This window comes from Vibrio sp. G-C-1, assembly GCF_021728015.1.
GTDB lineage: Bacteria > Pseudomonadota > Gammaproteobacteria > Enterobacterales > Vibrionaceae > Vibrio > Vibrio splendidus.
The window spans coordinates 18,257-31,199 of the sequence record NZ_JAKKCR010000026.1; the positions used below are offsets into that span (position 1 = coordinate 18,257).

Consider the following 12,943-nt stretch of genomic DNA (forward strand, 5'->3'; position numbering starts at 1 on the left):
ATGCTGAATCTTCCTGCTGAATTTGAACAGTTCCACTGGATGGTGGACATGGTTCAAAACGTCGACATGGGACTGGTGGTCATTAACCGTGACTTTCAGGTACAAGTTTGGAATGGCTTTATGACGCACCATAGTGGTAAGCAATCGCATGATGCGATCGGTAAGTCGATCTTTGAACTGTTCCCTGAGATCCCAGAAGAGTGGTTTAGGCTGAAAACCAAGCCAGTCTACGATTTAGGCTGCCGTAGCTTCATTACATGGCAACAACGGCCTTATCTGTTTAAGTGTCGTAACGTTAGGCCTGTAACTCAACAAGCTGATTTCATGTATCAGAACGTGACGCTAAACCCGATGCGCTCACCAACAGGACAAGTCAGTTCATTGTTCTTGTCTATTCAAGATGCGACTGCAGAAGCGTTAGTCTCTCAAAAGAACTAACACTGCTCTATTTACTAAACAGCACTTTTCTATGTGTGTATTAGCATCAGTCTAATCAGCGAATAAAAATGGCTAAGGTTAATTACCTGAGCCATTTTTTTGCTTTTATTCTTCAAATCTTATCTTTTCCCCCAGTTTTTCACGTCAACCAATCCTCTTTTTTTGAGCGCTTTGCAGAGTATTCTAGGTTACATGAACGAAAGGGCGACGACGAAACGTGCTTTTGGAGCCGTAATGCTATGGGTGAGTAGAAATTGGATTTATAAAGTCCAAGCTTGAAAGCTTCATTTAATGGAGTGCGAGGGCTCGACTCTCAAACCCAAGTGAATATTGGTCTCTAGATTGAGTCCTTTTCACTCTACTTTTCCAAGTGACCGCAAAACAGAAACGTCACGAGATTAGCCAATTTGGTCAAAAACAGATAAAAATTGGAAAATAATCGAATTTATTTAAGAAAAAAGGCACTTTTTTATTGGAGAAAAGTGTGGTTTTTATGTGATTTCGAGGCACTTTCTTCACATATTTGCTTTGTGAGGGGGACATTACGTAAAAAAGGGACGAAAACGGTTGCGCAATAAACCAACAGTGTTTGCGTGAATGGTTCGCTAAGTTATTAATTAATAAGAATTTAGTTGGGAAGTGTAACTGAGAGGGTTTTAGCGGATATGGAATCTTTGAGAGGATAGCATAAAAAAAAGTGAAATATCAGACTTGCTGTTACTAAATCACGACCTATAATGCTGAAAACCGGAGCGTCTGCCAACGCTCCGGTTTTTTTGTGTCCGAAGAAAAGTAAACTCGTCTGCCAACGGTTTTACTACGCATTTCGCGAGAGACACATAATTTTATGAATCAAGGAAAACACCATGCGTATCGAACAAGAACTTAAGTTAGGTTTCAAAGATGTACTCTTCCGTCCGAAGCGTTCTACCCTTAAAAGCCGTTCTCAAGTTGAATTAACCCGCGATTTTACATTCAAGCATAGCGGTCGTCAATGGTCTGGTACTCCAGTAATTGCAGCTAACATGGATTCGGTAGCAAGCTTTGAAATGGCAGCTGCTCTAGCAGAGCACGGTGTTATGACTGCAGTACACAAGCACTACACAGTAGAGCAGTGGGCTGAGTTCGCTAAAACAGCAGACAAGAAAACACTGAACAACGTATTTGTATCAACAGGTACATCTGAAGCTGAGTTCGAGAAAGTTAAGAAGATCATGGCTCTTAGCGAAGAGTTTGTATTCATCTGTATCGATATCGCTAACGGTTACTCAGAGCACCTTGTTGAGTTCGTACAGAAAGTACGTGCAGAATTCCCGACTAAAGTTATCTCTGCGGGTAACGTTGTAACGGGTGACATGGTTGAAGAGCTAATTCTAGCTGGCGCAGACATCGTTAAGGTTGGTATCGGCCCTGGTTCTGTTTGTACTACACGTGTTAAAACAGGCGTAGGTTACCCTCAACTTTCTGCAATCATCGAGTGTGGCGACGCGGCACACGGCCTTGGCGGCATGATCATCGGTGACGGTGGCTGTTCATGTGCGGGTGACGTATCTAAAGCGTTCGGCGGCGGTGCTGACTTCGTAATGCTAGGCGGCATGCTAGCAGGTCACTCTGAGTCAGGCGGTGAAGTTGTAGAGCAAGACGGTAAGCAATACATGAAATTTTACGGCATGTCTTCACAGTCGGCTATGGACAAGCACTCAGGTGGTGTTGCTAAGTACCGTGCTGCCGAAGGTAAAACTGTTTTACTTCCATACCGTGGTTCAGTTCATTACACGATTTCTGACATCCTTGGTGGTGTACGTTCAACTTGTACATACGTAGGCGCAGCAAAGCTTAAAGAGCTAACTAAGCGTACGACTTTCATCCGTGTACAAGAGCAAGAGAACAACGTATTCGGTAAAGAGTAATCTGAACGAGTTCGAATAGTTTGAAAATCAAGGGCCGCTTTTTAGCGGCTCTTTTTTTGGGATGTACCGTCCTAAATATGGTTGACACACTTCCAACATGAAATTGGAGAGTGTCATGAAAACAACAAGTAGACGTACTCAACGAGATTATTCTCTTGCTTTTAAATTGGCAGTCGTAAGCCAAGTTGAAAAAGGCGAAATGACTTATAAGCAAGCTCAAGAACGTTATGGGATCCAAGGTCGCTCTACCGTTTTAGTTTGGCTTCGCAAACATGGTCAACTAGATTGGTCTAAAGGAATAGAACAATCGAGAGCGTTAGGAGCGACTATGTCAAACTCTTCCTCAACTCAAACCCCAGAGCAACGAATCAAAGAACTCGAGCAGCAATTAGAAGAGACTCAGCTCAAAGCTGAGTTCTTTGAAGCGGTTGTAAAAGTCATGGATCGAGATTTCGGTGTCCGAATCTCAAAGAAGCGCAAGGCCGAGTTATTAAGGAAAAAACGGTCAGAAAGTTGACCGTCACTAAAGCTTGTCACTTCATAGGTATTACACGACAAGCTTTCTACAAGCGCTGTGTTGCAGAAATTCATCAGACAAAGAAAGATGAATCAGTACTCGGTTTTGTGAAGGATCAAAGGATGATGCACCCTCGTATAGGGACTCGTAAGATCAAGTATTTACTTGCTCAGAACGATATTGAAATCGGGCGAGACCGCTTATTCTCTCTGCTGAGAATGAATCGATTATTAGTGCAGAATCGAAGGGCTTATCATCGAACCATTGTCAGTTAGTGTAAAAAATCATACATATCCTGTTGATGTGTATTTGCATTACCTATAGTTATCTATAAGAAGCTGCCTAGAGTGCTTCATTACATTTATAGTTACTAACTTTCTTAATTTACTTTTATATCCTTTGCTTACGGAAGAACAATTAAAAAGAGGCTCTACATGTAGAGCCTCTTTTCATATCAGTAATATATTGATCGTTATACTCGCTTTGGCTGAAGATCTTTTTCTTCAACTTCTTTTATGTCGAAGCGTTGCTTCAACTCTTTCTCGATGCTTTCTAAACTACGATTTGCCGTTTCAGGAAGAATTTTTACCGCAAACCAAATCTGACCAAGAAGGATAATCGCGAACATGATGAACAATGCCGATGTTCCAAATGATTCTCTAAAAGCTGGTGTAAATGAGTTCAAGATAACACCTTGAATCCAGATTGCTGCCGTTGTTATTGAGACCGCACGGCCACGGACTGAAGTTGGTAAAATCTCAGCTGAAATCGTGAACTTCAGAGGACCTAAACCTAGTGCTGTGAAGGCAACAAAGAACGCCATTAATCCAACAATCAACATCGGTGGAGTATCCGGTCTGTCGAAGAATATCGCTAGGCCGATAAGACAAACGAAACAACCAAGCGCAGAAGTTATCAGCATTTTTCTGCGGCCTACTTTATCAATGAATACCATTGAAAGTGAGGTGAAGATGACACTTACTAGACAAATCCAACCAAATCCGCCAAGTGCTGACCCCTGACTTCCCATAATTTCTTCTAGCATGACTGGACCGTAGTACATAACAACAGTCACACCAGACCATTCAGACCAGATTGCCAGTAGTACACCCGTCATCAAGCCAAAGCGCATTACAGGATTTTTGACTAATTGTTTGTACGATCCTGCTTTTTCAGAGCGAATTACCTGTCGACATTCAATGATAGCTTCTTCCGCTTCGCCTTTAGTTAGGAGCTTTTTAAGAATGTTAGCTGCTTCTCTCTCTCTCGATTTAGATATCAACCAACGAGGGGACTCTGGAAAAAATACGACCAAAGCAAGGAAGATGACTGCCGGCAGAAACTCAACAGAGAACATGCCACGCCAGTTTTCAGTAATAAAGAAGTGATCAAGGTAATGACCTGTGACAACGGCAGATTGGCTGTAATTAACAATGAGTGTGTTGGTAACAACCGAACACGTTAAACCGATAACGATGGCAACTTGAAATAGGTTGCTTAGTTTTCCTCTATGTCTTGCTGGAGAAACTTCTGCAATGTACATCGGGCAAACTACAGTTGCGATACCAATACCAAAGCCACCGATGATACGAGCCCAGATCAGTAAGTTGAATGAGTCTGCGTACATACAACCAAGCACCGATACGATAGCTAATAAAGCACCTAGCATCAGAGGTTTTTTACGCCCAGCATAGTCCGCAATAGGGCCAGCAATTATACTACCAAATAGGCAGCCAACGAGCGCTGAAGATACATACCAGCCCTGTTGTAAGGACGATAACTCGAACTGTTGTGTGATTTGTGTAATCGTACCGCCAATAACTATAGTGTCCATTCCAAATAGGAATCCACCAATCGTTGCCGCGGCGCAAATGAATGTCAAAAAGAACATTTTCTTATTACTTTCACTAAGAATCATTTGATCTCTCCATGAGAATTGTAGGGTACATGGGACGCTGTTCTAGTGCGTCTGGATTACGTAGTCTGCGTTTGATTCGTATTGTTTTATTTTTAACGCATTGACTAGATCCACGCGCTCGGTTTTATCGAGCGCCTCTTGTTTCGACTTTCCACCAGCCAGATGTCTTGATATTAATCGCTCTCTGAGTACTTCTTCACTTGCTGTGAGAAAGATCTTCAAGTCAATTAAATCACTGACTGGTCGCCAGTCTTCGTCGGTTGAGTAGATGTAATTGCCTTCGAGTAAAATAATTTGAGTGTCTGGCTCAATTAAAAAACCTTCAACAATTGGATCGTGTAACTCACGACAGTATTTCGGCCAGAAGAATGCGTCAGTGTTTGGCTTCACCGCTTTGGAAAGCAAATGTGCCAATGAGGTTACATCAAATGTTTCGATGCTACCTTTGACTGACGTCAGTCCTTTCTCTTTCAGTACCGAGTTGGGGTAGTGAAAGCCGTCCATTGGACACAGTTGGGCTTTAAACCCTAACTGTGACAGTCCAGATAGTAGGGATTCAGACAACGTTGATTTACCCGTCGCTGGTGCACCAGAGATACCGATGACAAGAATCTGTTTCCCAGACTCTTGGTAGGTGTTGGCGACCAGTTGAGGAACGCTTGCAATGTCATCACCCGTTAGCGAATATGTTTTAGCCATGATCTGGTTCCTAATTCGGTACATGATAATGCCGCTATGTGACTGGCTTTCTTTAGAGAGTCACGGAAATCTTGACTCTCTGAGTAGTAGTGACAAAAAGCTCCATGGAAAATATCCCCGGCACCTAGCGTATCGATAGCGTCAACTTTAGGTGCAGGGATTACCCCGCTACCTGACTCATCACTATAAAAAACACCTTTGTCGCCCAGCGTCATTGCCCACTTTTTGATCCCGTATTGGTCGCAAAGTGCCTGCATTTTATCTTTGTCACCATTGGTGAATTCCTCTGAAACAATAGGAATAGTACAGAGAGATAAAAACTGTTCGCTGTGCGATTTCCAAGTACCAGCGTCTAACACAATATCCCCAGTAAACTCAGCCAAAGCTTGCACGTTTGCGCTAACAAACGGATGCTCATATTGATCAAGTAATACGAGCTTTGCATTATCTAGCCACTTAGGGTCTAAACTCATCACCTTTTCGCAATCAGGCTGACTGGCGTTAACGATGAGCCTAGATGCAGTTTGCTTTGCAGAGATAATGTTCGATAGTGGTAGCTGGTATTCATCGTCTAAACTTAAATCCACAACCGAAATTTCGTGTTCATTAAGCTCTGCTGTCACTATCGATTTATAGAGGTGCTCTTTACCTAAACATGTCCAAAGGTGTACATCAGAGCCTAATGAGTTGCATGCAATGGCAGCATTGAGTGCAGACCCACCACCACCAATAAAATCAGCAATCGCATTCACCTTTTGATCAGGATCAGGCATCACTTCAACAAAGCTCATCAAATCAATCGTGCTTCTGCCTATAAATACACAATTTCCCATACGTAGAACTCCTTTGAATTACAGCTCACCGCTGGCGTAGCGTGCAGCCATATCATCCATAGAAATTGGTGTAATCTTGTCACCGTGACCAGCACAACCAAATCGTTCAAATCGGTTTAAACAAAGTGTCGTTAGTTCATCCATTCCTGCTAATAGGAACTTACGAGGATCAAACTCTTGCGGATTTTTCATCGCTAATTCTCGGAAGCGACCAGACATCGCCATACGGCAATCAGTATCGATATTTACCTTGCGAACACCATGTTTGATACCGCGCTCAATTTCTTCGATTGGCACACCATATGTTTGAGGCATTTCACCGCCATTCTCATTGATCATATCTTGAAGGTATTGAGGAACCGATGAAGCACCATGCATAACTAGGTGAGTCGTTGGGAGCTTCGAGTGAATTTCTTCGATTACGTTCATCGCTAAGATATCGCCATCAGGTTTGCGAGTGAACTTGTAAGCACCATGGCTTGTGCCACAAGCGATCGCTAATGCGTCAACCTTTGTTCTTTTAACAAAATCAACGGCTTGATCTGGGTCTGTTAGCAGCTGGCTCTTTTCAAGGATACCAACAGCACCAACGCCATCTTCAGCTTCAGCTTCACCGGTTTCTAAAGAGCCAATACAACCTAACTCACCTTCAACTGAAGCACCAACCCAGTGCGCTGATTGAGCGATACGAGAAGTAATATCTACATTGTAGTCGTAGCTGCTTGGTGTTGATGCATCACGCTCCAATGAGCCATCCATCATGACCGATGTAAAGCCGTGGCGAATTGCTGACAGACATGTTTCTTCGCTATTGCCATGATCTTGATGAAGAACGATTGGTGTTTTCGGGAACATTTCAGCAAGTGCACAAACCATCTTGTAAAGCATCACATCACCTGCGTAGCTTTTACGAGCATTGATACTCGCCTGTAGGATGACACCTGAATTACATTTTGCTGCAGCGCGAACAATGGCAAGTCCTTGCTCCATGTTGCTGATGTTGAAAGCTGGAACTGCATAACCATTTTCTGCTGCGTGATCCAGTAGTTGTCTTAGTGTAACGATAGCCATTTTCTTCTCCAATTGAGGTTTAATTGTTTCTTGCAATTAAATCTATTTCATTTAATTGCAGCTGGCAATTAAATGAAATGTAGAATGTGAAAAGGATCGTGTTTTTGTTTTGAGGATCGTTATTTGAGTTGGATAAAAAGGACTTTTTTTCATGGAATACTTTTTGAGGAACAAAAAAGCCCAGCAATAAGCTGGGCTAAAAAGAAGAAGGGGGAAGCTGAATCAGTTATTCGGCAACACTTTTCATACCGAATGTTTTTAGTGTCTCAATTCTAGCATTGCCGTTCTTAGCGTATACATAGAGACCTGCACTGTCTTCATCAGAGAAGATGTTATTGGTCATCACAGTACGACCTCCATCGGTAAAGACTTCCACAGAAATACTGTCCATAAAGATACGGATGTTTGCTCGATCTTTACTCGCACACTCTAGTGGGCATGTTCTACGTAAGGCTGAACGACTGCCCGATTGAGTACGATCAAAGGCCAGTTCGCCTTTCTTTAAATCCAACTCAATCAGTGTTTTCTGCTCACCTTTACTGCGAATTTCAAATACAATGCTATCACAGTCGCTTGCGGCTAGATCGATGTCAGCAATGATTTCACAGTGAACATTATCACCTGCTTCAAATGCGAATTTTTCACCATCGTTTAACTTGAGTTCAGTATGCCTTTTTGGTGAATGACGCAATTTTTCAACTTCTTGTACTGGTGTGAATTTCAGTTTTCCGTCATGACATAAAGATACTTCACGAGCCAGAGAGATGCTCCCATACCAACCAAGTTCACTGGTGTCGTAAGTTCCATCACACCATGGCATGAACGGCCATGAACCAATCCATGCTTGGATTAGAGTACGCCCATTTTCATCATCGAATACTTGTGGTGCATAGTAGTCAAAGCCCCAATCTAATGAGCCCATTGTTGACCAATGGAATTTGCCTGTTTGGTAATCAAGGTCACCAACAAGGTAGACCACCTGACGTTGCTGCATACCCATAGGTGAATACATGAGTACGTGCTTGTCACCCAATTTGAAAATATTTGGACACTCAAGCATTGTGCCTAATTCACCCATACTCTCTACACAGTACCCTACGAATTCCCAATCGGTTAAGTTTTCCGAGCGGTGTAGACATACTTTACCGAAACCGTTGGTCTCGTAGTTTGATGGGTTAATTAGATCGCTCACGCCATCTGTAACACCCGTCACCATGTACCATGACCCATCGTGTTTCCAAACCTTTGGATCGCGGAAGTCATGCAGGTTAATTCCCTCTGGCGGATCAGATAAGATTGGATTACCGTCGTACTTGTCAAAGTTAATGCCATCAGTCGATGTTGCCATGCATTGAACTTGGCGAGCTTGAGCACACCCAGTGTAGAAAAGTGTCATCACACCATCATTGTTCACAGCACTACCAGTAAAAATACCTCCGCCATCCCAGCCGTCATATTCTTCACTTGGTGCTAAAGCTTCTGGCAGTGTTTCCCAGTGAATGAGATCTTCGCTGACTGCGTGTCCCCAGTGCATGGTTCCCCACTTGCCAGTGAAAGGATGGTGTTGATAGAAAAGGTGATATTTACCCTGATATTGAATCAATCCATGCGGGTCATTAATCCAGCCTACCGGTGCTTGGTAATGGTAATGCTCACGCCAATGGTGCTGCTTAACCGTATCTTTATGCTCAGCGATGTATTCTTCAACTTGATCAATAATTGCCTGATGCTTCTTCTTATCGAATACCACAAGGACCTCCAATGTTATCGAAATATATTTAATTGCAACCTGCAATCAAATATATTTCATTTAATTGCAGCTAACAAATATAGTATGATGAACTTGAGATTGCGCTCACATAAGTAAAGTAGGCTCAATTTCTAACTATATGATTTTATTGAATCTTAACTTTTTCTATATATTGTGTAGATCCATTGGAACGTTATTGCAGATCAAATTGGTCGGGAGAACTATGAATAAGCCTATGAGAAGCGGACTGGGCGTTTCGTTAGATGATGTACAAAATCATAATAAGCGCGTCATTCTCAATGCACTTCACAATAGTGGTAGTTGCTCCAGAAAAGAGATCAGCCAATTGGTTGGACTTGACCAAGCGACGGTGACGAGAGCGATAAAACCTTTAATAGAACAAGGGCTTATTGTTGAAACGGGTGTGCGAAAAGCGGCACGTGGTCGAAGCTCTATCTATCTGGGGTTCAATACCCAACATCTACGAATTGTGTCCGTTCGAATACAGCGTACTAACTTCTCAATTGATACCTACGATCTCAATGGTGTTTCGCTAACCAACGTAGTCAAACCCATTAATACTGATAATAGCCCAGAAGAGCTGATCGAGTATTTGACTAAGCAAGTGAGTGATGTTTTAAAAGAGCAGGAATGTGATATTTTGGGGGTTGCAGTGGCGATGCCTGGTCCATTCTTAGAGCAAGATAATAAAATAATGCTGATGACTGACGCTAAAAATTGGCAAGATATTGATTTCATTTCCCACATGCGAAAACAATTTCCAGACTATCCAATTTATGCTGGCCATGATGCAAAACTGGCAGCACTCGCGGTTTGGCGCCAGCTACAAAGCACTTATGAAGCAAGCGTTTTACTGTATGTCTCTCTTGGGCAGGGTGTAGGTTCGGGCTTAGTGATTGAAGGGCAGGTTTATCACGGCAGTTTAGGTACTGCCGGGGAGATTGGCCACACATCGATCAATTTTCAAGGGCCGCAATGTAAGTGTGGCAATCTAGGTTGCCTTGAGCTGTATACCTCGACGACGGCTTTAGTGGAACGCTACAAGCAAGAGGCGTCATTAGTATCCGCGGACTTTGAAATGGTAGTTAATGCATTTCATGACAGAGAATCTACTGCGATAAACGCAGTTGATTACTTAGCTAAGTGCTTGGCATATGGCTTAGTGAATAACATTAACCAATTAAACCCTGATTTAGTGGTGATTGGTGATGAAATGACGCAATTAGGGGCTGATTTCTTAAGTCGTGTAAAGGAATACACATTTCGTTTATTACTTCCGGATCTAGCAAGCAATATCGAACTGGTTCTTGATGAGAGTGATGAAGATTTGGTTCATAAAGGTAACTATCACAACGTGATGTCAAATGAGCTACTTCTGCCTTTGGCACACTTAGGAATAAAGGCGTCTAAGAGCTGTTAATATGCAGTTATATATTAAGACTTTGCCATACGTTACATAATTCATTAGTTACTAAATTAGCAATAGCGCTAACTCACTTTTGTCCAAAAGTGAGTTATAGCTGAAGCTAGAGCAACTTTTAAATGATAGGGAGGTGAGGCCTCCCTCCCTAGTGACTTACTCAGATATATCTGAGAAATTAACCCTCTACATTGGTCATTTTGTGTATTTCTGGCTCTTGAGCTAATGCGGTTTTATAAAACTCAAATATCGGTGTGATATATGGCTGGGCATAGTGTTCTTCTAGGGCAGCTTGGTCCACCCAGTTTTCAACCAAGATCAGCTGATCTTTCGCTTGGTTTTCATATAGCTCAAAACGCAAGCAACCCGCTTCTTCTCGAGTAGCAGTTAAAATGCCTTCAGCTTTTTGTTTGCACTCTGCATAAAATTCACTTTTTGGGGTAATAAAAGCCACAACACTAAGCATTGTTTTTCTCCTTTTGGGGTGTAAATTGACGCATCAATTTTTGGGTCAATACCATGATTGGTTTATTCAACAAGTAGGCCGCTGCAAACGAAGCAGGCCAAGCATTAATAAAGGCAAAGCCCCATCGGTTGATGAAATCTTCTGGTAAACCGAGATTGATGTAAGTGACCCACGCGGACACCATACTTGACATCGCGCATGAGAACAGAGCAGTGAAAAAAAATTTTGTCATAGCGCTTCCTCCTGTCTGTATACTGTATGGATATATCGTATCGTCGGCCATACGAGCTTTAGAACACTAAGATTGCGGAAAACCTTATGCTGGATGATTTTTTATTATTTGTTGAAGTAGCCCGTCGAGGCAGTTATTCAAAAGCGGCACGAGACTTAACAACTACCGCGCCTACCTTGTCCAAACGCATCTTATTGTTAGAAGAGAGATTAGGTGAGTCACTATTTATTCGCTCCTCTAGGGGAGTCAAACTCACTAGCTTTGGCAAAGGGTTATTTGAGCAGCTTGGCGAGACCACCCTAAATCTTCATCAGGCCGTGACTGAAAGCTCGAAAAGTGAAGCGGTTTCCTTCGTCTTACATTGCCCGCAAAACTTAATCATTGGCCAACTATACCCAGCGCTTGAAGCCTTTCTGCTAGAAAAAAGTCATGTGGATGTCGTTATTGAGCCTGCCAACACAAATGTGCTGCTTAGCCAAACTTCTTTTGATTTAGCCATACGTAGTGGAGAGCAAAGAGACTCGTCTTTTTACCAGAAAAAGTTAGCCAGCATTGCCGTATGCCTTGTCTCAAGACGAGACTGCAAAAGCCGAGAGCGACTCATTATGCCGTACTCTAAGACGCAAATTTCAGGGCAAGACTTGCTAAGTATCGAGCGGCAATACTCTAAGGTTTCTCGGGTCAACGACATTACCTTGGTACGTAAACTGGTCGCGTCAGGCATGGGTGTAGGCCTATTGCCTATGACAGAGATCGCCGATTTGTATAGTGAGATGTCCGGGCACGTTCAATACGACTCTGAGATACTTTTTACTCGGCCTATGTATGCCTTGTGGGCGAATAAACCAAAGCCTTCGTCACTGTCCCAAGATCTGATCACATGTATCGAGAGCTGTGTTCAAAACACTCCTGCTTTACAAGGGCGCATGGTTGATTTGACGTGATTGGGTTGGCTGCTACGGGAAGGTAATTTCTCCATATATCAACGATTGTTGGTGAGGTGATAATAAACCGACCTAGCCAAGGTTATTTGTCTTTATAGACCGCATCATACTGTTTTCCCTACAAAACTTAATATCAAGTTCATGGATAATTTACTTACCATCTTTAATCGAAGTAGATGGTGTCAAGGTTGTTGCAATAGACGAATTTGGGGGCGATAGATATTAAGCTGGAGAAAATATTGATATCCGTTTATCAGTCGGCCTCCACTATGAAGACGAAGAATGGGAGTCAATATTTTCAGGTAACCCCGAAGCCAAGAAAGAGCTAAAACATCATTGGGGCTGGCGCTATCGGGCATCGTGACAAGCATAGATCCTGAGGTAATAGTTGATGTGGGTATTGCACATCTATCAGCACCTATCGAGACTAGTGATCCAAGAGTGGTAGGAGAAAGCATTGCATTTACCATCGATAGACTTGATGCGCACAGCAGTTAGCAAGGCGCTGCTGTTGGACAACTTTTCCATACTCCAATTAATCCGTTACATTCTAATTTAGTAATGTAGCTAACAAACTTTTGTCCATTTCCTTCCAATTACAATCGTGATGACCAAATTAAAAAGGAGGTCATCATGGTAGTTTTCAACAAAACGAAACGAAGTGGCGTCAAAAAGCCTTTTCGGCTTGAGGAAATTTGGCGGATCAGAACCAGATTAGAAATTG

At 42.6% G+C, this 12,943-nt stretch carries 11 protein-coding genes and 2 pseudogenes; 6 read left to right on the forward strand and 7 right to left on the reverse strand.

The window, feature by feature from the left end:
- From L3V36_RS23350 to L3V36_RS23360, 3 genes and pseudogenes are all read left to right on the forward strand, one after another.
- A complete protein-coding gene (locus tag L3V36_RS23350; RefSeq protein WP_004731659.1) occupies positions 1 to 438 on the forward strand; it encodes a PAS domain-containing protein in 438 nt (145 codons plus the stop codon).
- Positions 439 to 1,304: 866 nt separating this feature from the next.
- Positions 1,305 to 2,348, forward strand: a complete 1,044-nt coding sequence (locus tag L3V36_RS23355; protein ID WP_004731658.1) for a GMP reductase — start codon at positions 1,305 to 1,307, stop codon at positions 2,346 to 2,348.
- A 115-nt stretch (positions 2,349 to 2,463) separates the two neighbouring features.
- Positions 2,464 to 3,128: pseudogene (locus L3V36_RS23360) on the forward strand (IS3 family transposase); the annotation flags it as partial.
- Positions 3,129 to 3,337: 209 nt separating this feature from the next.
- Here the strand turns inward: L3V36_RS23360 and L3V36_RS23365 are convergent.
- The 5 genes from L3V36_RS23365 to L3V36_RS23385 all read right to left on the reverse strand — a co-directional run bounded on the left by L3V36_RS23365 (position 3,338) and on the right by L3V36_RS23385 (position 9,136).
- Positions 3,338 to 4,783, reverse strand: coding sequence for a sugar porter family MFS transporter (locus L3V36_RS23365; protein ID WP_017091814.1), 1,446 nt, complete (start codon positions 4,781 to 4,783; stop codon positions 3,338 to 3,340).
- Positions 4,784 to 4,825: 42 nt separating this feature from the next.
- A complete protein-coding gene (locus tag L3V36_RS23370; RefSeq protein WP_065681691.1) occupies positions 4,826 to 5,482 on the reverse strand; it encodes a hypothetical protein in 657 nt (218 codons plus the stop codon).
- A complete protein-coding gene (locus L3V36_RS23375; RefSeq protein WP_017091816.1) occupies positions 5,461 to 6,315 on the reverse strand; it encodes a PfkB family carbohydrate kinase in 855 nt (284 codons plus the stop codon). The genes L3V36_RS23370 and L3V36_RS23375 overlap by 22 nt, the downstream gene beginning before the upstream one ends.
- A gap of 18 nt (positions 6,316 to 6,333) precedes the next feature.
- Complete coding sequence (gene fba, locus L3V36_RS23380) at positions 6,334 to 7,386, reverse strand: class II fructose-bisphosphate aldolase (protein WP_004732628.1); 1,053 nt, start codon at positions 7,384 to 7,386, stop codon at positions 6,334 to 6,336.
- A 226-nt stretch (positions 7,387 to 7,612) separates the two neighbouring features.
- Positions 7,613 to 9,136 carry a glycoside hydrolase family 32 protein gene (locus L3V36_RS23385; RefSeq protein ID WP_004732627.1) on the reverse strand — a complete coding sequence of 508 codons (1,524 nt, stop codon included), beginning with the start codon at positions 9,134 to 9,136 and terminating at the stop codon, positions 7,613 to 7,615.
- Between the two features lie 223 nt (positions 9,137 to 9,359).
- Here L3V36_RS23385 and L3V36_RS23390 point away from each other — a divergent pair, with 223 nt between their 5' ends.
- A complete protein-coding gene (locus L3V36_RS23390) occupies positions 9,360 to 10,577 on the forward strand; it encodes an ROK family transcriptional regulator (RefSeq protein ID WP_017091817.1) in 1,218 nt (405 codons plus the stop codon).
- A gap of 178 nt (positions 10,578 to 10,755) precedes the next feature.
- Here the strand turns inward: L3V36_RS23390 and L3V36_RS23395 are convergent, their stop codons facing one another.
- Positions 10,756 to 11,043 (reverse strand): putative quinol monooxygenase, encoded by a 288-nt coding sequence (locus L3V36_RS23395; RefSeq protein ID WP_017092321.1) that lies wholly within the window; start codon positions 11,041 to 11,043, stop codon positions 10,756 to 10,758.
- Positions 11,036 to 11,275, reverse strand: a complete 240-nt coding sequence (locus tag L3V36_RS23400) for a DUF2798 domain-containing protein (RefSeq protein ID WP_065681692.1) — start codon at positions 11,273 to 11,275, stop codon at positions 11,036 to 11,038. The genes L3V36_RS23395 and L3V36_RS23400 overlap by 8 nt, the downstream gene beginning before the upstream one ends.
- A gap of 86 nt (positions 11,276 to 11,361) precedes the next feature.
- Between L3V36_RS23400 and L3V36_RS23405 the strand changes: the two genes are divergently transcribed.
- Both L3V36_RS23405 and L3V36_RS23410 read left to right on the forward strand, forming a co-directional pair.
- A complete protein-coding gene (locus tag L3V36_RS23405; RefSeq protein WP_017092319.1) occupies positions 11,362 to 12,219 on the forward strand; it encodes a LysR family transcriptional regulator in 858 nt (285 codons plus the stop codon).
- Between the two features lie 633 nt (positions 12,220 to 12,852).
- Positions 12,853 to 12,943, forward strand: a pseudogene (locus L3V36_RS23410) (integrase); the annotation flags it as partial.